The organism is Sphingomonas adhaesiva, assembly GCF_036946125.1.
In the GTDB taxonomy this organism is placed as follows: Bacteria; Pseudomonadota; Alphaproteobacteria; order Sphingomonadales; family Sphingomonadaceae; genus Sphingomonas; species Sphingomonas adhaesiva_A.
This window is the reverse complement of the sequence record NZ_JAQIJT010000001.1, coordinates 527,599-548,362: the sequence shown is the minus strand read 5'-3', so window position 1 is coordinate 548,362 and position 20,764 is coordinate 527,599. Positions and strand designations below refer to the sequence as shown.

At 70.9% G+C, this 20,764-nt stretch carries 21 protein-coding genes; 18 read left to right on the top strand and 3 right to left on the bottom strand.

Annotated elements, in window-relative coordinates:
• The first annotated feature begins 4 nt into the window (after window positions 1-4).
• Genes flhA through PGN23_RS02740 form a run of 3 tightly spaced genes read left to right on the top strand, consistent with a single transcriptional unit; the run spans window position 5 to window position 3,043 of the window.
• A complete protein-coding gene (gene flhA / locus PGN23_RS02750) occupies window positions 5-2,065 on the top strand; it encodes a flagellar biosynthesis protein FlhA (RefSeq protein WP_335301312.1) in 2,061 nt (686 codons plus the stop codon).
• The gene (locus PGN23_RS02745; RefSeq protein WP_335301311.1) at window positions 2,062-2,808 is read left to right on the top strand and encodes a sigma-70 family RNA polymerase sigma factor; all 747 of its coding nucleotides are present in this window, start codon (window positions 2,062-2,064) and stop codon (window positions 2,806-2,808) included. The genes flhA and PGN23_RS02745 overlap by 4 nt, the downstream gene beginning before the upstream one ends.
• 40 nt (window positions 2,809-2,848) lie before the next feature.
• Window positions 2,849-3,043, top strand: coding sequence for a hypothetical protein (locus PGN23_RS02740; RefSeq protein WP_335301310.1), 195 nt, complete (start codon window positions 2,849-2,851; stop codon window positions 3,041-3,043).
• Between the two features lie 343 nt (window positions 3,044-3,386).
• Here PGN23_RS02740 and PGN23_RS02735 read toward each other — a convergent pair whose 3' ends face one another.
• The 3 genes from PGN23_RS02735 to PGN23_RS02725 all read right to left on the bottom strand — a co-directional run bounded on the left by PGN23_RS02735 (window position 3,387) and on the right by PGN23_RS02725 (window position 6,376).
• A complete protein-coding gene (locus PGN23_RS02735; protein WP_335301309.1) occupies window positions 3,387-4,238 on the bottom strand; it encodes a flagellin N-terminal helical domain-containing protein in 852 nt (283 codons plus the stop codon).
• 147 nt (window positions 4,239-4,385) lie between these two features.
• Window positions 4,386-5,258, bottom strand: a complete 873-nt coding sequence (locus PGN23_RS02730) for a flagellin N-terminal helical domain-containing protein (RefSeq protein ID WP_335301308.1) — start codon at window positions 5,256-5,258, stop codon at window positions 4,386-4,388.
• A 269-nt stretch (window positions 5,259-5,527) separates the two neighbouring features.
• Window positions 5,528-6,376, bottom strand: a complete 849-nt coding sequence (locus PGN23_RS02725) for a flagellin N-terminal helical domain-containing protein (protein WP_335301307.1) — start codon at window positions 6,374-6,376, stop codon at window positions 5,528-5,530.
• Between the two features lie 294 nt (window positions 6,377-6,670).
• Here PGN23_RS02725 and PGN23_RS02720 point away from each other — a divergent pair, with 294 nt between their 5' ends.
• The 15 genes from PGN23_RS02720 (at window position 6,671) to fliR (ending at window position 20,759) form a co-directional block, all read left to right on the top strand.
• Complete coding sequence (locus tag PGN23_RS02720) at window positions 6,671-7,963, top strand: sigma-54 interaction domain-containing protein (protein ID WP_335301306.1); 1,293 nt, start codon at window positions 6,671-6,673, stop codon at window positions 7,961-7,963.
• Window positions 7,960-8,322, top strand: coding sequence for a flagellar hook-basal body complex protein FliE (gene fliE / locus PGN23_RS02715; RefSeq protein WP_335301305.1), 363 nt, complete (start codon window positions 7,960-7,962; stop codon window positions 8,320-8,322). Before PGN23_RS02720 ends, fliE begins: the two co-directional genes overlap by 4 nt.
• Window positions 8,323-8,325: 3 nt before the next feature.
• Window positions 8,326-10,119 (top strand): flagellar basal-body MS-ring/collar protein FliF, encoded by a 1,794-nt coding sequence (fliF, locus tag PGN23_RS02710; RefSeq protein WP_335301304.1) that lies wholly within the window; start codon window positions 8,326-8,328, stop codon window positions 10,117-10,119.
• Window positions 10,116-11,147 (top strand): flagellar motor switch protein FliG, encoded by a 1,032-nt coding sequence (gene fliG, locus PGN23_RS02705; RefSeq protein ID WP_443019710.1) that lies wholly within the window; start codon window positions 10,116-10,118, stop codon window positions 11,145-11,147. Before fliF ends, fliG begins: the two co-directional genes overlap by 4 nt.
• Window positions 11,140-11,946: a FliH/SctL family protein gene (locus PGN23_RS02700; RefSeq protein ID WP_335301303.1), complete on the top strand. Its 807-nt coding sequence runs from the start codon at window positions 11,140-11,142 to the stop codon at window positions 11,944-11,946. Before fliG ends, PGN23_RS02700 begins: the two co-directional genes overlap by 8 nt.
• Window positions 11,940-13,271: a FliI/YscN family ATPase gene (locus tag PGN23_RS02695; protein WP_335301302.1), complete on the top strand. Its 1,332-nt coding sequence runs from the start codon at window positions 11,940-11,942 to the stop codon at window positions 13,269-13,271. The genes PGN23_RS02700 and PGN23_RS02695 overlap by 7 nt, the downstream gene beginning before the upstream one ends.
• 26 nt (window positions 13,272-13,297) lie before the next feature.
• Window positions 13,298-13,708: a hypothetical protein gene (locus tag PGN23_RS02690; RefSeq protein ID WP_335301301.1), complete on the top strand. Its 411-nt coding sequence runs from the start codon at window positions 13,298-13,300 to the stop codon at window positions 13,706-13,708.
• A gap of 65 nt (window positions 13,709-13,773) precedes the next feature.
• Window positions 13,774-16,227 carry a flagellar hook-length control protein FliK gene (locus PGN23_RS02685; protein WP_335301300.1) on the top strand — a complete coding sequence of 818 codons (2,454 nt, stop codon included), beginning with the start codon at window positions 13,774-13,776 and terminating at the stop codon, window positions 16,225-16,227.
• A gap of 17 nt (window positions 16,228-16,244) precedes the next feature.
• Window positions 16,245-16,913 carry a flagellar basal body-associated FliL family protein gene (locus tag PGN23_RS02680; protein ID WP_335301299.1) on the top strand — a complete coding sequence of 223 codons (669 nt, stop codon included), beginning with the start codon at window positions 16,245-16,247 and terminating at the stop codon, window positions 16,911-16,913.
• 6 nt (window positions 16,914-16,919) lie between these two features.
• Complete coding sequence (locus tag PGN23_RS02675; RefSeq protein ID WP_335301298.1) at window positions 16,920-17,891, top strand: flagellar motor switch protein FliM; 972 nt, start codon at window positions 16,920-16,922, stop codon at window positions 17,889-17,891.
• Window positions 17,888-18,178: a flagellar motor switch protein FliN gene (fliN, locus tag PGN23_RS02670; RefSeq protein WP_335297658.1), complete on the top strand. Its 291-nt coding sequence runs from the start codon at window positions 17,888-17,890 to the stop codon at window positions 18,176-18,178. Before PGN23_RS02675 ends, fliN begins: the two co-directional genes overlap by 4 nt.
• Before the next feature lie 19 nt (window positions 18,179-18,197).
• Window positions 18,198-18,476, top strand: a complete 279-nt coding sequence (locus PGN23_RS02665) for a flagellar biosynthetic protein FliO (RefSeq protein WP_335301297.1) — start codon at window positions 18,198-18,200, stop codon at window positions 18,474-18,476.
• Window positions 18,477-18,523: 47 nt separating this feature from the next.
• Entirely contained in the window at window positions 18,524-19,378 is an 855-nt protein-coding gene (fliP, locus tag PGN23_RS02660) for a flagellar type III secretion system pore protein FliP (RefSeq protein ID WP_335302063.1), read from the top strand.
• 111 nt (window positions 19,379-19,489) lie between these two features.
• On the top strand, window positions 19,490-19,771 hold the full coding sequence (gene fliQ / locus PGN23_RS02655; RefSeq protein ID WP_335301296.1) for a flagellar biosynthesis protein FliQ: 282 nt from the start codon (window positions 19,490-19,492) through the stop codon (window positions 19,769-19,771).
• A 214-nt stretch (window positions 19,772-19,985) separates the two neighbouring features.
• A complete protein-coding gene (gene fliR, locus PGN23_RS02650; RefSeq protein ID WP_335301295.1) occupies window positions 19,986-20,759 on the top strand; it encodes a flagellar biosynthetic protein FliR in 774 nt (257 codons plus the stop codon).
• Window positions 20,760-20,764: the final 5 nt, after the last annotated feature.

The following is a 20,764-nucleotide window of genomic DNA, read 5'->3' as shown; positions in this document are numbered from 1 at the left end:
GGCGATGAGGCTGTTCTCCTCCGCGCGCCAGGCAGCACTTCCCGCCGCGATCCTGCTGCTGGTCGTGCTGATGGTGGTGCCGATCCCGCCGGCGCTGCTCGACATCTTCTTCATCATGAACATCACCATCAGCCTCGCGGTGCTGATGGTGGCGCTGAACGCGGAGAAGCCGCTCGACTTCTCCTCCTTCCCCACCGTGCTGCTGTTCGCGACGCTGTTCCGGCTCGGCCTGAACGTCGCCTCCACCCGCGTCGTGCTGGTCCACGGCCACACCGGCTCCGCCGCGGCGGGGCATGTGATCGAGGCGTTCGGATCGTTCGTGATCGGCGGCGACTATGTCGTCGGCCTGTTCGTCTTCGCGATCATCGTCATCATCAACCTGATCGTGGTCACCAAGGGCGCGGGACGCGTGTCCGAGGTGTCGGCGCGCTTCACCCTCGACGCGCTGCCCGGCAAGCAGATGGCGATCGATGCCGATCTTAACGCCGGCCTCATCACCCCCGACGAGGCCAAGCAGCGTCGCGTCGACGTCGCGACCGAGGCCGAATTCTACGGCTCGATGGACGGTTCGTCAAAGTTCGTGAAGGGCGATGCGGTCGCCGGCCTGCTGATCCTGGCCGCCAACATCGTCGGCGGCCTGATCCTGGGCCCGGTCAGCCACGGCCTGGCGATCGGCAAGGCGGCGCAGACCTATACGATGCTCGCGATCGGCGACGCGCTCGTCGCGCAGGTGCCGGCGCTGCTGCTCTCCATCGCCGCCGCCGCGATCGTCACCCGCGTGAAGTCCGAGAAGGACCTCGCCGGCCAGATCGGCAGCCAGTTCGGCTCGGCGCGCACCTGGACCCCGGTCGCCGCGATCCTGACGCTGATCGGATTGCTGCCGGGCATGCCGCATGTCATCATCCTGCCGATGGCGGCGGGCGCGGGCTATGCCGCCTGGCGGATGCACAAGGCCGCGAAGCGCCCGGTGATCGTCGAGGCGCCCGTCGAGGTCGAGACCCCCGATCCGTCGAAGATCGCGTGGGACGAGGTGACCGAGCAGATGATGGTCAACCTGGACGTCGGCTATGGCCTGGTCCCGCTGGTCGACGAACGCCGCGGCGCGCCGCTGATGGGGCGCATCACCGGCGTACGCCGACAGCTGTCGAAGGAGCTCGGCTTCGTGGTGCCGCAGGTGCGCGTGCGCGACGACATCAACCTGGCCCCCTATACCTATCGCCTGATGCTGGGCGGGGTGTGCGTGGGAGAGGATCAGGTCTCGCCCGACGAGATGCTGGCGCTCGACACCGGGCAGGGCTTCGGCGAGCTGATCGGCAAGAAGGCGAAGGATCCGACCTTCGGCCTCGACGCGACCTGGATCTCCACCGGCGATGCCGATGCCGCGACCGGCCAGGGCTATCTGGTGGTGGATTCGGGCACCGTCATCGCGACGCACCTGAACCATGCGCTGGGCGCCAACGCCGCCGACCTGCTGGGCGCCGACGAGGTGCAGGCGCTGCTCGACGGGCTGAAGGAGCGCTCGCCGCAGCTGGTCGCCGCGCTGGCCCCGCTGCCGCTGACCGCGCTGACCGCGGTGCTCAAGGGGCTGCTGAACGAAGGCATCCCGCTCAAGGAATTCCGCCGCATCGCCGCTGCCATCTCGGTCGCGTCGACGCGTACCCACGACCCGTTCGAGCTGATCGAGCTGATCCGCCCCGAACTGGGTCCGCTCATCATCTCCCGCCTCGCCGGCGTGCGCGAGCCGCTGCGCGTCATGACGCTGGAGGGTGGGCTGGAGCAGCTGCTGGGGCAGGCCATGCGCAACGACCCCGGCCGCCACGTCATCGAACCCGAACTGGGCCGCCGCATCGTCGACGCGCTCCAAGATGCGGCCCAGCCGCTCATCGCGGAAGCGAAGCCGTTCGCGCTGGTCGTCCAGCCCGCGATCCGCGTCGCGATCCGCAAACTCGTCCGCACCGTTCTTCCGGATACCCCTGTCATGAGCTTCTTCGAAGTCCCAGAGGACAAGCCCGTCGAGGTCGTCGCCATCATCGGCGGCCACCAGCAGCAGGCGCTGGCGGCATGAGCGCGGAACCGATGCGCGGCACCTTCGCCGCGGCCACCCCGCTCACCTATTCCCCGCGCCCGCGCGCACGCGACGAGAATGCGCTGGTGCGCGAGCACCTGCCGCTCGTCCGGCGGCTGGCGTGGCACGTCCACGGCTCGGTCTCCACCGCGATCGAGGTGGAGGACCTGGTCCAGGTCGGCCTGGTCGCGCTGGTCGAGGCGGTGGCCTCGTTCGAGGATCGCGGCGCGGTGACGCTGAAGCAATATCTGGTCACCCGCCTGCGCGGCGCGATGATCGACGAGCTGCGCCGGCACGCCGCGATGACGCGCGGGGCGATCCGGCGGCGGCGCGAATATTCGCGCGCGGTCAACCAGCTGTCGGGCGCGCTGCACCGCGCGCCGACCGATCGCGAGCTGGCGGAGCATATGGGGCTGACGCCCGAGAAGCTGCGTACCGACTATGCCGCCGCGGACGCGGTGAAGTACGAATCGATCGACGAAGTTTATGCCGACGACCAGCCCTGGTTCGCCAGCGACACGCCCGATGCGTTCGAGCAATTGTCGGAAGCGCAGACGCGCGACCGCCTGATCGCCGCGATCGCCAGCCTGCCCGAGCGCGAGCAGATGGTGATCCAGCTGTATCACGTCGAGGAACTGAACCTGGAGGAGATCGGCGAGGTGCTGGGCGTCGGCGCCGCGCGCGTATGCCAGATCAAGTCCGCCGCGCACGCCCGGCTGAAGAAGGCGATGCAGCGCAGCTGACGCTCGCGCGTTCTCCCGTGCCAATGCCGGGAGACACATCATGACCGACCGCCGTACCGACGACGACGAAACGCCGCTGGAGCACACCGACGCCAGCGGCGAACCCTTGCGCCATCCGGACGAGCTGCCGGCGACCCCCGACGGGCTCGCCATCGGTGAGGTGGAAGATGGCGCCGAGGCGACCGCCGACGATCCCGATACCGTCGACGACCTGACCGTCCAGGGCGGGGAGTGATGGGAAGCGTCCTTGCGTCCCCGTCACCCCGGCCGTGATCCGGGGTCCCGCTTCATTCGTAACAGCGATATAACAGCGGGACCCGGCTCAAGACCGGACCTTCGCGAAGGGCAACACCGTGCTCCTGCGCAGGCAGGAGCCCAGGGTTGCAGGTCCCACGAGGCGTTGTTCTGCCTGGCCTTGGGCTCCTGCCTGCGCAGGAGGACGGCGGGCACTTTCGCAACGGTCCCGCTCAAGGCCGGAATCACAGCGCACGGTGTTCGGGATGCGCACCACACACGAAAAACCCCGGCGATCCTTGATGGACCGCCGGGGTTTGTCATGCCCCCAAGTCGTGTCGCGCTTAGCCGAGCAGCTTGAGCACGCCCTGCTGCGACTGGTTGGCCTGCGCCAGCATCGCGGTCGACGCCTGGTTCAGGATCTGCGCCTTGGCGAGCGCGGTCGTCTCGGTCGAGAAGTCCGCATCCTCGATCCGGCTGCGCGCATCGCTCAGGTTGGTCATGTTGGTGGTCATGTTGTTGACCGCCGATTCCAGCCGGTTCTGCACCGCGCCCAGGTTCGCGCGCGCGGTCGAGACGTTGCCGATCGCGGTATCGAACGCATTGATGGCAACGGTGAAGTCGCTGGCCGTGGTCACGTCGACCGCCGAGCGGACGGGCAGCGCGGGCGGGCCGGCGGACGCGGGGCTGACCGCGGAGGTCAGCGTCGGGGCGACCAGCGACAGCGAGATCGCATCGGCGCCCTCGGCACCGGCCTGGATCGACTTCGTCGCGGCCGACGACGGGAACAGCGCCACGCCGTTGAACTGCGTGTTGCTCATCACGCCGTCGATCTGCTTGGCGAGCTGATCCATTTCGCTCTTGATGTTGGTCAGGTCGGACGAGCCATAGGTGCCGTTGCCCGCCTGGACGGTCAGCTCGCGCATGCGCTGGAGCATGTTGTTGACCTCGTCCAGCGCGCCTTCCGCGGTCTGCGCCATCGAGATGCCGTCGTTGGCGTTGCGCACGCCCTGCGCCATGCCGCGGATCTGCGACGTCATCGACGCCGAGATCGCGAGGCCTGCGGCGTCGTCCTTCGCCGAATTGATGCGCTTGCCGGTCGACAGCCGCTCCATCGCGGTCGACAGCATCTTGCCGGCGGAGGCCGACGCGTTGGTGGCGCGCAGCGCCGCGGTGTTGGAAGCGATTACGGTCATGGGTGAACTCCCAAAGAGTGCTGCGCGTCTGCCGCCCGTGCGGTCCGTCGCTGCCTGGAGAAACGACCGCCCGCGGCGATCTTTAAGCACTATTTCAAAGCGCCGACGCAAAAACGGCGGCGCCCGCGGGCGCCGCCGGTGCGGGCATTACTGGAGCAGCTTGAGCACGCCCTGCTGCGACTGGTTGGCCTGCGCCAGCATCGCGGTCGACGCCTGGCTCAGGATCTGCGCCTTGGCGAGCGAGGTCGTCTCGGTCGAGAAGTCGGCATCCTGGATCCGGCTGCGCGCGTCGGTCAGGTTGGTCATGTTGGTGGTCAGGTTGTTGACCGCCGATTCCAGACGGTTCTGCACCGCGCCCAGGTTCGCGCGCGCGGTCGAGACGTTGCTGATCGCCGTGTCGAACGCGTTGATGTTGTTGGTCCAGTTCGGCGACCCGGCGGTCACGTCGACCGTCGAGAAGGCCGCGACCGCGGGCACCGCGGGCGGGCCGGCGGAATACGGGACCGCCGCGGTGACGGCGGTCGTGATCGCGGGCACCTGGAGCGACATGCTGATCGCGTCCGCGCCCTCGGCACCGGCCTGGATCGTCTTCGTCGCGGCCGACGTCGGGAACAGCGCCACGCCGTTGAACTGCGTGTTGGTCATCACGCCGTCGACCTGCTTCGCGAGCTGATCCATTTCGCTCTTGATGTTGGTCAGATCCGTCGAGCCATAGGTGCCGTTGGCGGCCTGGACGGTCAGTTCGCGCATGCGCTGGAGCATGTTGGCGACCTCGTCCAGCGCGCCTTCGGCGGTCTGCGCCATCGAGATGCCGTCGTTGGCGTTGCGGATACCCTGCGACATGCCGCGGATCTGCGACGTCATCGACGCCGAAATCGCGAGGCCGGCGGCATCGTCCTTCGCCGAATTGATGCGCTTGCCGGTCGACAGCCGCTCCATCGCGCTCGACAGCATCTTGCCGGCGGTCGTGGACGCGTTCGTGGCGCGCAGCGCCGAAGTATTGGAAGCGATAACGGTCATGATGACCTCCATTGGGTTGCTGCGTCGCCGCCGCCCCCCTTGGCGTCGGTCTGTCGCTGCCCTGCAAAACGACCGCTTTCGGACGAACTTAAGCGGTTAATGCCGCACGAGCCGTCCCGGATACCCGATTTGGCGCGGGCCGTGGGATCACCGGATACGAAAAGACCCCGCCGATCGCGTGGATCGGCGGGGCCCATTGTCCGGCGCGGCCCCGTCGATAGCGGGGGGCCCGGTGCCACGCGGCGGACGAAACCGTCCGGGATGCGGGGTTACTGGAGCAGCTTGAGCACGCCCTGCTGCGACTGGTTGGCCTGCGCCAGCATCGCGGTCGACGCCTGGTTCAGGATCTGCGCCTTGGCGAGCGCGGTCGTCTCGGTCGAGAAGTCCGCATCCTCGATCCGGCTGCGCGCGTCGCTCAGGTTGGTCATGTTGGTGGTCATGTTGTTGACCGCCGATTCCAGCCGGTTCTGCACCGCGCCCAGGTTCGCGCGCGCGGTCGAGACGTTGCCGATCGCGGTATCGAACGCGTTGATGCGGTCGGCCCAGGTGTCCGACGGCGGGCCGGCGCTCGCCGCGACCGTCACGTCGATGACCGATGCACCCGCAGCGCTCACCACGCCGGTCAGCGTCGGCGCGACCAGCGACATGCTGATCGCATCGGCGCCCTCGGCACCGGCCTGGATCGTCTTCGTCGCGGCCGACGACGGGAACAGCGCCACGCCGTTGAACTGCGTATTGTCCATCACGCCGTCGATCTGGCCCGCCAGCGCGGTCATCTCGCTCTTGATGTTGGTCAGGTCCGACGCGCCGTACGTGCCGTTGGCGGCCTGGACGGTCAGCTCGCGCATGCGCTGGAGCATGTTGTTGACCTCGTCCAGCGCGCCTTCCGCGGTCTGCGCCATCGAGATGCCGTCGTTGGCGTTGCGCACGCCCTGCGCCATGCCGCGGATCTGCGACGTCATCGACGCCGAGATCGCGAGGCCCGCGGCGTCGTCCTTCGCGGAGTTGATGCGCTTGCCGGTCGACAGCCGCTCCATCGCGGTCGACAGCATCTTGCCGGCGGAAGCCGACGCATTGGTGGCGCGAAGCGCCGAGGTATTCGAAGCGATCACCGTCATGTCGTGGTCTCCATCGTCACGGCCCAGACCCGCCGTCCCTCTTCGCCGAAGCGGATGGCCGTGCGGTTGCCCCCATGAACGGCCGATTCGTGCCGGGCTTAAGCGACAAATTGTGCCGGGCGGGCGGCGGTCCCGCATCGCCGCGCATGCAGAGGGACGCTCGCGCGCGCGCGAGCCCGCAGGACACGCGGCCACGCGCGCCCGGAAAAAATCTGCCGGTCGGGCGGCAATGATACCGCGCGTTAACCATTTCGGGCGCATTCCGGCCCTCGACACTGAAGGGACGTACCGGACATGCGATCGATCACCCCAACGGCCACCGTGGAGCAGGCGCACCTGACGCTCGTTTCCTCGCTGCGCGCGCAGGGCTTTTCGGTTCAGCCAGCAGGCGCCCGCGCACAGCCGGGAACGACCTTCCTGGTGGCGCAAGGCGAGTCGATGACCGTGCCCGCCCGCACCGTGATCCTGGGTTCCGCCGGACGCGAGGTCATCCCCTTCCGCGACGGGCAGCCGGCGCGAATCGCCTACGGCCACGCCGATGCCGCGGTCGGCAACGCCTTCGCCCGCGCACTGGTCGGCGGGCCGGCGCTGCCCACCGCCGCCGATCCCGAATCGCTGGCGCTGCTGGCGCTCGCCGAGCGGGTCGCGCAGGCCGACATCACCGTCCTGGTCAACGGTCCCACCGGCACCGGCAAGGAAGTGCTGGCGCGCACCATCCACCTGAACTCCTCGCGCCGCGATGGTCCGTTCGTGGCGATCAACTGCGCCGCGCTGCCCGAGACGATGCTGGAGGCGATGCTGTTCGGCCACCAGAAGGGCGCGTTCACCGGCGCCTCGTCGGGCGGCGAAGGCTTCTTCCGCGCCGCCGATGGCGGCACGCTGCTGCTGGACGAGATCGCGGAGATGCCGCTCAACCTCCAGGCCAAGCTGCTGCGCGTCCTGCAGGAGCGCGAGGTGGTGCCGATCGGCGCGACCATGCCGCAGCCGGTCGACGTCCGCGTCATCGCCTGCGCCAACCGCGACCTTCAGGCCGAAGTCGCCGCGGGCCGGTTCCGCGCCGACCTCTACTACCGCCTGTCGGTGTTCCCGCTGACCACCAAGGCGCTGGCCGACCGGCCGCAGGACATCCCGGCGCTCGCCGCGACGATGATCCTGCGCCACGCCGGCAACCGCCCCACCGTGCCGTGGCCGTCCGATGCCGCGATCGCGACGCTGGTCGCGCACGACTGGCCCGGCAACGTCCGCGAGCTGGAGAACGTGATCCAGCGCGCGCTGCTGTTCGCGGGCGGCGACACGATCGAGGCCGGCCACATCGTCTTCGATCGTCCCGTCGCACCCCGGATCGCTGCAGGTCCGGCGCCGTCGGTCGGCGCGGCGGCGAACGAGGATGCGACGCTGGGCCAGGTCGTCCAGCTGTCCGAATTCGCCGCGATCCGCGAAACGCTGGCCGCCTGCGGCGGCAGCCGGGTCGAGACCGCGCGCCGGCTGGGCATTTCGGAGCGCACGCTGCGCTACCGGCTCGCCCGCGCCCGCGAACAGGGTGACGACCTCGTCGCCGCCTCCACCGGCCGGGCGATCTCGGCATGAGCGGGGTCGGAGGGGTCGGCGGCGTCGACCGGGTGATGGCGCTGCGCGCGCAGATCCTGGAGCGCAACGCCGCACTGAGCCGCGCCAGCGCCACGTCCGGCGCCACCGCGCCCGCGCCGGTGTCGGGCGGTGCGAACGCCACCAGCTTCGCCGACACGATGCAGTCGGCGATCGCCAAGGTGAACGACGGCCAGCAGAAGGCGTCCGCGCTGTCGGAAGCCTATGAACGCGGCGAGAACGTCGACATCGCCAAGGTGATGCTCGCCCGCCAGGAGGCCTCCGTCGGCTTCGAGGCGACGCTGCAGGTCCGCAACAAGATCCTGTCCGCCTACAAGGACATCATGAGCATGCCGGTGTAATCCATGAGCAACGCTCTTACCCCCAGTCCGCAGACCCCCGCCCTCGCCGGTCAGCAGCCGATCCCCGTCACGCTGGTGCCGGAGCGGTTCGCCAATCCGCTGCGCCAGATCCAGGGCGTGATGGCACAGCCCGCGGTGCGCCGCGCCGGCCCGATGGCGCTGATGGTCAGCCTGATCGGCGGCGCCGCGCTCGCGTGGTCGGCGCTCGCCACCCCGCCGCAGAAGACGCTGTTCTCCGGCCTGCCCGATACGGACAAGGCCGCCGTCACCAGCGCGCTGACCGCCGCCAGCATCCCCAGCCATATCGACGATTCGACCGGCTCGCTGACCGTCGCCGAGGAGGATTATTCCAAGGCACGGTTGCTGCTGGCCGGACAGGGCCTGCCGAAGGCGGCGCCCGGCGGCTACGCCATCCTCGATCAGCTGCCGATGGGCGTCAGCCGCGCGGTGGAGGGCGAGCGCCTGCGCCAGGCGCGCGAGACCGAGCTCGCCCGCTCGATCCAGGAGATCGACGCGGTGACGGAGGCGCGCGTCCACCTCGCCATGCCCGAGGCCAGCGTCTTCGTGCGCGACAATGCCGCGCCGTCCGCGTCGGTCGTGCTGAAGCTGCAGGGCGGCCGCTCGCTCAGCGATGCGCAGGTGCAGTCGATCGTCAACCTCGTCGCCTCGTCGGTGCCGGGGATGAAGCCCGATGCGGTCACCATCGTCGATCAGATGGGCGGCCTGCTGACCAAAAGCGGGGACGGCGCGGATGGCGCCAACGACAGGCGCATCGAATTCCAGCGCCGCGTCGAGGAGAAGTACCGCCAGCAGCTGACCCAGCTGCTCACCCCGCTGCTCGGCGCCGGCAATTTCACCGCCGAGGTGCAGGCCGACGTCAATCTGGACGAGACCAGCGCGACGCGCGAAAGCTATGACAAGGACGGTCGTCTGCGCGCCGAAACCGGCAACTGGACCGGCAACATGGCGACCGCCACGCCGCCGGCCGGCATCCCCGGCGCACTGAGCAACACGCCGCCGCCCGCCTCGCAACTGTCGACGCCGCAGCCCGCCACCGGCGCGCCCGGCACGCCGCAGGGCCAGCCGACCGCCGGCGGCCCCGCGCCCGATCCGGCCAAGCAGTCGGACGCGTTCCAGCGCGCCTATGACCTCAACAAGGAAGTCTCCGTCACGCGCGCCGCGCCGGGATCGATCAAGCGGCTGTCGGTCGCGGTGCTGCTGCGCGATCCCGACAAGGGCCGCCGCACCGCGATGGAGATCGGCCAGATCAGCGACCTGGTGAAGGGGACGGTCGGGTTCGACCAGTCGCGCAACGACGTGGTCACCGTCATCAGCCGCAAGTTCGCCGACACCACCGCCGATCCCGACGCCGCGCCGAAATGGTACGACAATGCGCTGGTCCCGATGATCGCGCGCAACGCGACCGCGGTGCTGATCGCGCTGCTCGTGCTGCTGCTGGGCGTGCGCCCGATCGCCAAGGCGCTGATGAAGAAGCGCGAGGATGCCACCCCGGCGTCCGCGGCGGCGACGGGCGTCGCGGCAGGCGCACCGGCGGCCGGCGGCGAGGGCGCATCGGCGCTCGCCGCGCCGCCGCAGGCAGAGGGCGACGCCGCCCGGCCCGCGAAGCTGGAGGACGACGAGGGCATCACCATCGCCGGGCCGGTCGCGCTCGACGACCTGGACGCCACGCGCGGTTACGAGGAGCGGATCCTGGCGGTGCGCGACTTCACGCGCGACAATCCCGCCCGCGCGGCGCTCGCCGTGCGTGACATGATCGCGGTGGACGTCAAGCCGTGACGATCGCCGGCACCCCCCCGCGCACCTTCACCGGCACCGAGCGTGCCGCGGTGCTGATGATGCTCGTCGGCGACGACGAGGCCGCCGCGATCCTCCAGAAGCTGGACCCCGAAGAGGTCCGCAATCTGGGGTCGGCGATGTTCTCCGTCGCCGATGTCAGCGAGGAAGAGGTGGAGGCGGTGCTCGACGATTTCGTCGGGCGCGCGCGCGATCGCACCGGCATCACCTTCGATCCGGGCCGCAAGGTCGAATCGGTCATGACCCGTGCACTCGGCCGCGAGAAGGCGGAGAGCGTACTGGCGCGCATCACCCCGACCGAGGCGGTGTGCGAGATCGACATGCTCGACTGGCTGGACGCGAGCGAGATCGCCGGCATCCTGGACAAGGAGCACCCGCAGATCGCCGCGGTGCTGATCGCGAACCTCGACCCCGAGGTCGGCAGCAAGGTACTGGAGCAATTGCCCGAGGCGACGCAGCCGGACATCCTGCACCGCATCGCCAAGCTCGGCCCGATCACGCCCGAGGCGGTGGAGACGCTGCGCATGCTGATCGCCAGCCGCACCGGCCAGGGCGGCGGCGGATCGGGCGGCTCGTCCGCCAGCGTCCAGCTGGGCGGCGCGCGCGAGGCGGCGAAGCTGCTGCAGGGCGCGCGCAAGTCGGTCGAGCAGCGCGTCATGCCGAAGCTGTTCAAGATGGACCGCGACATCGCGCGGCAGATCGAGGAGGCGATGTTCGTCTTCGACAACCTGCTGGAGATGGACGACAAGAACCTGGGCACGCTGATCCGCAACGTCGACGGCGACACGCTGACCCGCGCGCTGAAGGGCGTGGACGAGGCTGCGCGCAACCGCATCCTGGGCTGCATGTCGGCGCGCGCCGCCGACGGCATCCGCGACGATATGGAGGCCCGCGGCCCGATGAAGCTGAGCGAGGTGCTCGACGCGCAGAAGGTGATGATCCAGATCGCGCGCAACCTGGCCAAGGACGGCACGATCCAGATGGGGGCCGGCGACGACGATTATGTCTGAGGCGTTTTCCCCCCATCCCGGCTTCGTCATCGGCCTGCCGTCGCGCTCGGACGCCGCCGCCAGCACGCGCGTGCGCGAGCGTCGCGAGCAGTCGATCGCCGGGTTCAGCCCGGCCGAACTCATCCAGCGGATCGAGGAAGCGTTCGGCGACGACACCGCGACCGTCGTCGGCGCGCGGCGCGGAGGCGCCGCGCAGCCGTCCGCCGCCGACACCGATGCCGGCATGCCGCGCCACTTCGCGCCGGCCGACCGCGACGCCAACCCCACCGAGGGCTGGGATCCGCTCGGCGCGCAGGCCGACGACACCGCCTTCATCGACCGGCTGGAGGTGGCGCGGGCCGAGGGGTACGAGGACGGCATCGCCGCCGCGACGCTTGCCGCGCGCGCCGATGCGGAGCGCGACCGTGCGATGCTCGACACGCTGGTGATGGAGCTGAAGGCGGGCGGCGCGATCGACCGCGCCGCGCTGGCCGAGAAGCTGCGCCGCACCGTACTGGCGCTGGTCCGCCAGGTGGTGGGCGATACGGGCGTCTCCGCCGAGCTGCTCGGCCGGCGAATCGCCGCCGCGACCGAGATGCTCGCCGATGCGAGCGAGTCGGCGATGCTGCGCGTCCACCCCGACGACGTGGCGCTGCTGGAGGGCAAGCTGCCCGACACGATCTTCGCGGTGGGCGACGCCGCCGTCGCGCGCGGCAGCTTCGTGCTGGAGGCCGCCTCGACCATCGTCGAGGACGGGCCGGACATGTGGCTGGAGCAGCTGACGAGCGCGATCGACCGGGTGGCCCTTCCGGCATGCTGACGGGGTTCGCCGGCGACGTGCTGGACGTGCTGTCCACCACCGACGTGCGCCCGCGCGCGCGCGTGTCGGGGCGGCTCGCCTCCTATGACGGACTGCTGATGGAGGCCGTCGGGCTGTCGCTGCCGGTCGGGACGGTGTGCCGCATCGGCGCGGAGGGCGGGCATCAGGTCGAGGCGGAGGTCATCGGCTTTCGCAACGGCCGCACGCTGATGATGAACCTGGGCGGTCCCGCCGCGCTGCTGCCCAACGCCCCCGTCCGCCCGCTGGGCGCGCCGGGCGAGGCGGAGGTGGGCGCCGCGCTGCTGGGCCGCGTGGTCGACGGCGCGGGGCATCCGATCGACGGGCTCGGCCCGATTCGCGGTGCCGGGCGCTGGCCGCTCGCCGGCCGGATCCAGTCGCCGCTCGACCGCGGCCGCGTGCTGGCGCCGATGGATGTCGGGGTTCGCGCGATCAACGGCCTGCTGACGGTCGGTCAGGGGCAGCGCGTCGGCATCATGGCCGGATCGGGCGTCGGCAAGTCGGTGCTGCTGGGAATGATGGTGCGCGCGGCGCAGGCCGACGTCGTCGTCATCGGCCTGATCGGCGAGCGCAGCCGCGAGGTAGCGGACTTCCTGGAGACCAAGGTCGCGGGCGAGGCGCGCGCGCGCTCCGTCGTGGTCGCGGTGCCCGCCAATCACTCGCCGGTGCTGCGCATCCGCGGCGCGCTGCGCGCGACCGCCATCGCCGAGAATTTCCGCGCGGAGGGCAGGAACGTCCTCCTCATCATCGATTCGCTGACCCGCGTCGCGCATGCCGGTCGCGAGATCGGGCTGGCGCTGGGTGAGCCGGCCTCGGCGCGCGGCTATCCGCCCTCGGCGATCGCGATGCTGCCCAATCTGATCGAGCGCGCCGGGTCCGACGTCCACACCGGCGGCGCGATCACCGCGATCTATACCGTGCTGGCGGACGGCGACGACGGCAACGATCCGGTCGTCGATTCCGCGCGATCGATCCTCGACGGCCATATCGTGCTCAGCCGCGCGATGGCGGAGCGCGCGGTCTATCCGGCGATCGACATCTCGAAATCGGTCAGCCGCGTGATGAACGACATCGTCGGCCACGATCACCAGCAGGCCGCACGCGCGCTGCGCCGCCACCTCGCCACGTACGAGGAAAATCGCGATCTGGTGCTGATGGGCGCCTATCGCAGCGGCAGCGATCCCGCGATCGACGCCGCAATCGCCTATCACCCCGCGATCATGGAATTCGTGCGGCAGGACACGTCGCAGGTCGTGACGCTGGATGACGCCGCGATGGAGCTGACCGGCGTCTTCGGCGATGCCTGACATGACGGCGGCAAGAGACCAGCGTCATGCCTGACGGCAAGCGGCTGGCGCGGCTTCACCGGGTCCGCACTCTCCAGCTGGGCCTCGCCCGGGCCGACGAGGCGCGCGCGCAGGCGCAGGTCACCAGCGAGCAGCTGCTGGCGCAGCGCATCGCGAGCCTGGCCGATGCCGTCGCCCCGCAACCCAGCCTGGTTCCCGGCGCCGCGCACCTCGCCGCCGCCGCGCATTTCCGCGAGCGGCTGCACCGCTCCGCCGACGCCGCGATCGAGCGCGTCCGCCATGCGGAAATGGTCGCCGACCGCCGCAGCGAGGCCACGCGTACCGCGCGCCGCGACCAGAATGCGGTCGAGAAGCTGATCGACCGCCACCGCGCAGAGGTGATCCGCGCCGAGATGAAGGCGCTGGAGGACGCGCCCGCCCCCACCCGCCGACGGTAACCGGGCGAAACGGCACGCTTCTTGCGGAACGCTCCTCGAGTTCAACCCACGAGGAAGAGTCGGCCTTGACCACGATCGCAAGCCTGATGCTCTCCACCGCCCCCGGCGCGGTGCTGACGCTGGCCCCGACCCCCGCCTCCCCGCTGGCGCCGGGCGCGACGCCCGCGGGCGATCCCGCGCCCTTCCTCGACCTGATGACCGGCGACGTCGCCGCTGTCGCGACGCCGGTCGGGGTCGCGCCGCTGCCCGGCGAGGTGCCCGGCATCGCACTGCCCGACGGCATCGTGGCACAGGTACGGCCCGCCACCGCACGGCAATCGGTTGCCGCCGGCGGCACCACCTTGCCGGCGACCGAGGTGCCGCCGGCCCCGGTGCCGTCCGAGGCGGAGGCGGCGCTTGCCTGGCTCCACGACGCCACCGGCATCGCCATCCCGCCCGCGCCCGCCGCGCCGCTCGCGCGGCTCGCGCCGGAGGAGGCGGTAGACACGCCCGCGCCCGTACCGGGTACGCCCGCGCCCACGCTCACCGGGCCGGTCGCGACGAAGCCGGTGCTGCGCATCGTCGCCTCGCCCCGCGGTCCCGTCCTGCCGCGGCCAAACCCCGCCGCGGTGGACATCGTGCCGCCGCCGTCGGGCGAGGTCGCGACGCCGCGCGCGGTCGCGGTTCCCATGCCCGTCGCCACGCCGCCCGAGAAGGCCGCAGACGCGACCGCGACTCCCGAGGATCGCGACGAGAAGACCGACGATGCCGCGGTGGCGGTGGCGGAGGCGGCGGTCGCGACCGCCGATCAGCCCGTCCCCGTCGCGTCTCCGTCCGCCGTGCCGCTGCCCGCGGTGCCGGCGGCGACCGCTGCGGTCGCGTCGCCCCCGCCCGCATCCTCGCCCTCGTCCCCATCGCCCGCGCTGCGCGCGGTGCGTGCGTCGAGCGCTGTCGCGACGCCCGGGATCGCCGCGCCGGTCATCCGGCAGAGGCCGGACGACGCGCCGGCGCGGAGCGCGCCCGTGGTCCCGGTCGCGACGCCGACGCCCGTCGCACCTGCCGCCGGTCCCCTGCCCGCACCGGCTGCCGTTCCCGTGGAAAGCGCGTCCCGCACGGCCACGACGACGGCAAGCCCCGCGGCCGCCCCGGTCACAACCGCTTCCCCGGCGACGAAGGCCGCGCGCGATGCCGCGACCGTGCCGGCCGTCCAGGTCGCGTCCGTAACCCAACCCGTCGTCGCGACACCGCCGGGCAACGCCGCCACCGCGGCGCCGGTCGTGTCCCTCGTCGCCGACGCTGCATCCGGTCGGCAGACGCGCGCGGCCGGTCCGCAGCGCCGCACGATCGCGGAGGTGTCGCGACCGGCGACCGGCACGGCGACATCCGCCGTCGCGTCGGTCACACCGCCCCCCCTGCCGGGTGCATCCGCCGTCCCGCCGAGCCGCTTCGCCGCGACGCCGGTGACGCTGACGGCGAGCGATGCTCCGGTCATCGTCGACGTGATCGCGCGCACCGCGCCGCAGGTCGCCGAGGCCGCCCCCATCGCGGCGGCGCCGGCGGCTACCGCCGCACCCGTCACCGCCGCCGTCCCAGCTGCGAACGTGGCGGCGCCGGCTCCCGCGCCGGTCATCGCCGCACCGGCGGCGGCGACGCGTCCGGCCGAGGTCATCGCGACCGCTGCCGTTCCGCAGCCGACGGTCGCGATCGAGGCCGCGCCGGTGGCGGGCGCTCAGCCTGCCCCCACCATCCGCGCCACCGAACCGGCGGCGGCCGCGCCGGCACGCGCGAACGAGCGCGCCGCGACCGCCCCGGCGCCGTTCATCGCTTCGGCCGCGCGCACCTTCGCCGATGCGATCCACCGCGCGTTCACCGCCGACGATCGCACCGCGGCGCCGGCGACGCCCGCCACCCTCGACGCCGCCGCCGTCACCGCAGCCGGCACCGAAGCGCTCACCGTGGCGTCCGGCACGCCGTCGATCGCGCCGGCCACGTCGCCCGCGACCGTGTCGCAGGCGCCGCTCGACATGACGCAGCCGCGCTGGCCCGAATCGATGATCGCGCGGATCGAGCAGCTGCGCGACATGGCGGATGCCAACGACATGCGCGTGCGCGTCGTCCCCGATGCGCTGGGCGCGATCGACATCCGCCTCCACCGCGACGGCGACACCGTGCAGGTACAGCTGACCGCCGAGAAGCCGCAGACCGCGGCGCTCCTGGCCGAGGCGCAGCCGCGCCTGGCCGACATGGCCGAGGCGCGCGGGATCAAGCTGCAACCGGCCGCGCCCTCCGCGGGATCGCAGGGCAGCACGCAGAACGGCGGCACGTCGAACGGCAGCAGCCAGCAGCAGCAGCAGCAGCAGCCGACGTCCTCGGGCCATGGCGCCGGAGCCGCGGGTGCCGGTGCCGACCGCCAGCAGCCATCGTCGCAGCAGCAACAGCAACAACAGCAGCGCCACGCCGCGCCGCTCCCCTCCGCACCGCCATCGGCCCGGCGTCGTCCCGACGCCGCGATCGATGACGCTGACCAGCGTATCGCCTGAACCGAAGGACCGTAACGATGAGTGACGCACCTGCCGCGGCCGATGCCGCCGCCGCGCCCAAGAAGAAGGGCAAGATGAAGATGATCCTGATCGGCGTCGTCGGCGTCGTCGTCCTGCTGGGCGGCGGCGTGGGCGCCGGCCTGTACGCCGCGGGCTCCGGCCTGGTCGGCGGCGGCGGACACGCCGAGGCCGCGCACGAGGAGGATCCCAACAAGCCGCACCTGGTGCCCAAGAGCGAGCAGAAGCGCGCCGGCGAAGGCGGCGAGGGCGAGGGTGAGGGCGGCGGCCATGGCGGCGGCGGCGAAGGCGAGGGCGAGGCCAAGGAGATCACCGGCGCGCCGACCCCGCCGGGTCGCGGCGGCGAGGAATATGCCTCCAACTATTACGCCATGGAAAAGGAATTTACCGCGAATCTTCAGGATTCGGTCCACTTCGTCCAGGTCGGGATCGCGGTGTCGACGCCCTATGACGAGAAGGTCATCAACAACCTGAAGACCAACGACATCGCGATCCGCTCCGCGATCCTGATGACGCTGGGCGACACGACCGAGGATCAGGTGTTCACCAGCGCGGGCAAGCAGCACCTGCAGAAGCGCCTGGTCGATTCGATCAACGCCACGTTGCGCGAAAAAGAGGGCTTCGGGGGCATCAGTAACGTCTACTTTACCAATTTCGTTGTTCAGTGACCGGGCATGGTTAACGATCCCGCCCCCCCCGAATCAGTGCCCGGCGCGTCCGAGCGGCGTGGACGGCTGCGTCCCGACGCGGTCGTCAGCCCGGCGTCGCTGGTCGGGGGGCCGGCGGGGGACGACATCGGCGGCAAGCTGCACCCGTTCGGCGACCTCCACACGCTCCAGCACCTCTCCGCGCGTGCCGCGCGGGGGGTGCGGCAGACGTTCGAGGCGCTGTGGCGGACCGAGACGCGGACCTGGGCCGAACCGCTCGAGGTATTGCGCCTCGCCGATTATCGCCTGGCGCGCGGCGACCGGCTGACCGCCTGGGTGCCGTTGCTGATGGACGACCGCCCGGTGCTGTGCGTGCTGGACGGCGCGTTCGTGTTCGAGCTGATCGACCTGTTCTTCGGCGGCCCGGGCGAGGTGCCCGCCATCATGGCGCAGGAATTCACGCCCGCCGCCGACATCCTGATGACGCGCGTCGCGCGCGCGCTGGTGCGTGCGCTCGACACCGCGTGGGAGCCGCTGGCCCCGGCGCGGTTCGACACCGAGCGCGTCGAGCTGTCGTCCGGGCTCCATTCCGCGATCGAGGCGGACGAGGTCGTCATCGCCACCCGCTTCGGCGTGGCGCGCGGGGCCGGCAAGCCCGCGCTGGTCGACATCCTCTACCCCGTCGCCACGCTGAAGCCGCATAGCGTCGCGCTGACCGGCAAGGTCGTGGCGCGCCCCGCCGAAGTCGATTCGGAATGGCGCACCCGGCTGACGCGCGCCGCGATGACGGTGCGCGTGCCGGTCCGCTCCGTCCTGGCCGAGCCCACCATCTCGCTCGCGAAGCTGATGGATCTGAAGCCGGGCGACATCATCCCGATCAACTTCGGCAACGACGTGCCGATCGTGATCGGGGGCGCCCCGCTGGGGCTGGGCACCGTGGGCACCTCGAACGGGCGTGCCGCCATCCGCATTTCGAAGCTCGAAGGACCGACCCAATGAACGACATGACCGGCGGATTCCCCGTCGACGCCGCGGTCGCCGCGAACCTGCGGATGTTGCAGGACGTGGACGTCAAGCTGACGGTGGAGATCGGCTCCACCACGCTGTCGCTGCGCGAGCTGCTGGCGCTGGGCGAGGCGAGCGTGATCGAGCTGGACCGGCAGGCCGGCGAGCTGCTGGACGTGCTGGTCAACGGCACGCTGATCGGGCGCGGCGAAGTGGTGACGGTCGGCGACAGGTTCGGTGTTAAGCTGGTCGAGCTGGTCGCGCCCGAGAAGCGCGGCTGAGTCTCGGAGATCCTGCGCAATGATGTGGACCTATATCCTGAAGCTGGTGGTGCTGCTGCCGCTGGTCTGCGGCCTGATGATCGGCTGCCTGTACCTGTGGCGCAAGCTGGAGGCGCGGATGCCGGGCAAGCCGTCGACGCGGCTGATCGCGGTGCGTGAGACGATGATGATCTCCCCCGGCCTGCGCCTCGCGGTCCTGGATTTCGAGGGCAAGCGCCTGCTGGTCTCGGTCGGGCGTGGGGGCGTCAACCTGATCGAGAAATCGGATACGCGCGTGCCGACCGGGGTCGACGCGTGACCCTGCCCGCCAGCCTTTCGGTCACCCGGACCGGGCGCGGCCCGTCGCTGATCGCCGCGCGCGGGCGCACGACGCCGCGCGGCGGCTGGTGGCGCGTGCTGCTGGCCGTCGCGGCGATCGCGGTCGCGCTGATGGTCGCGCTGCCCGCCGTCGCGCAGGTCGCCCCGCCGCCGGGCGCGCCGGCCGCGCCCGCGCCGGGCGTCGGCGACGCGATCGACCGCGCGCTGGGGCAGCTGTCCAACGGCGACGCCGGGGGCCAGGGCGGCCAGGGATCGCTGTCGCTGTCGCTCCAGGTCCTCATCATCATGGGCCTGCTCACGATCCTGCCCGGGATCGTGCTGATGATGACCAGCTTCACGCGGATCATCATCGTGCTGTCGATCCTGCGCCAGGCGATGGGGCTGCAGCAGACGCCGCCCAACCAAGTGCTGATCGGGCTGTCGCTGTTCCTCAGCTTCTTCGTGATGGCGCCCGCGATCAACCAGATCAACACGACCGCGATCCAGCCCTATTCGCAGGGCCGCATCGGCGGCACCCAGCTGATCTCCACCGCCGCGCTGCCGCTCCATGCCTTCATGGAGAAGCAGACCCGGGTGAAGGACATCACGATGTTCGCGGCGATGGCGAAGTCGGGGCCGTACGCGTCCCCGCGCGACATCCCCTATTCGGTGCTGCTGCCCGCGTTCGTGACCTCGGAGCTGAAGACCGCATTCCAGATCGGATTTCTCATCTTCCTGCCGTTCATCGTCATCGACCTGGTGGTGGCGACGGTGCTGATGGCGCTGGGCATGGCGATGCTGAGCCCGACGATCATCTCGCTGCCGTTCAAGCTGCTGCTGTTCGTGCTGGTCGATGGCTGGGCGCTGACGATGGGCAGCCTGGCCAATTCGTTCGCGACATAGATGCCCCATCGTTGCGAGCGTAGCGAAGCCATCCAGTGTTTCGCGCGCCGCGCTGGATTGCTTCGCTACGCTCGCAATGACGGGCCCGGCGGTGATACGAGAGACTGATCGATGCAACCGCTTGTCGATGCCGATTACTTCCTGACGGTGGCCAACCAGACCATGTGGGTGCTGGCGCTGGTCTCCGCGCCGATCCTGATCCCGGCGCTGCTGTCCGGGCTGATCCTTGGGATGGTGCAGGCCGCCACCTCGATCAACGAACAGACGCTCAGCTTCGTGCCGAAGCTGGTGGTGGTGGCGGTGTCGATCATGGTGTTCGGCGCGATGATCCTGGGGTTGCTGAGCGACTTCACCAACGAGATCTTCAGCCGCATCCCGGATTTGGTGCGGTGAGGCGCAGCGCACGCGCGGCAACGCCCGCGCGCCTTGCGCAAGCCCGGCCGGCCCCGGCATCGCCGGGGACCGACGGCGCGGCTTCGCCGCGGCGCGGAGGAAATGCTGCGGGTGTCGCGCCGCGGCAAGGCCGCGTCGTCGGTCGGGCGCCTCGCGCCCGCCGGCCGGGCTTGCCCGCGTGGCGCGCAGCGTGCGCGCTCTCGCGGTCTGCGCCATGCTAGGCTTCGGCCTCTCCATCGAACCCCAATTGTGGGCGCTGCTGTTCGTGATGGTGCGCGTCGGTGCCGCGCTGATCGCGGCGCCGGTGTTCGGCAACGTCTCGGTCCCGCTGCCGGTGCGCGTCGCGCTGTCGGGGGCGGTGGGCGTGCTGGTATTGGGCACCACGCCGGTCGCGGTGCCGCCGACGATCTTCGCGCTCGCCACCTTCGTCGCGGTCGCCGCGGAGGCGCTGGTCGGGCTGGCGATCGGCTTCATCCTCCAGATCGCGTTCGCCGCGCCGCTGATCGCGGGCGAGATCATCGGCGGGTCGATGGGGATCGGCTTCGCCAACATGATCGATCCCAATTCCGGCCGCTCCAGCCCCGCGATCGGTCAGTTCCTGTCGATCCTGCTCACCCTCCTCTTCCTCTCGCTCGACGGGCACCTCGTGCTCGTCGACATGGTGGTGAAGAGCTATGTCGCGCTGCCGCCGGGCGCCTCCTGGCTGACCGCGGGGCAGCTGCGCGACATCGCGCTGTTCGGGGGCTATGCCTTTGCCGCCGGGCTGCTGCTGGCGCTGCCGGTCGGGTTCCTGCTGTTGTGCCTGAACCTGGTCGTCGGCATGCTGTCGCGCTCGGCGCCGGCGCTGAACCTGTTTGCGGTGGGCCTGCCCGCCAGCCTGGCGGTCGGGGTCATCAGCCTCGCGATCGCGTTCCCGGCGATGGGCGACTACATGCAGGTCATCGTGCGTGAAGGCCTCGCCGCCGCGCAAAGCCTGGTGCTGGGTTAAGGGGC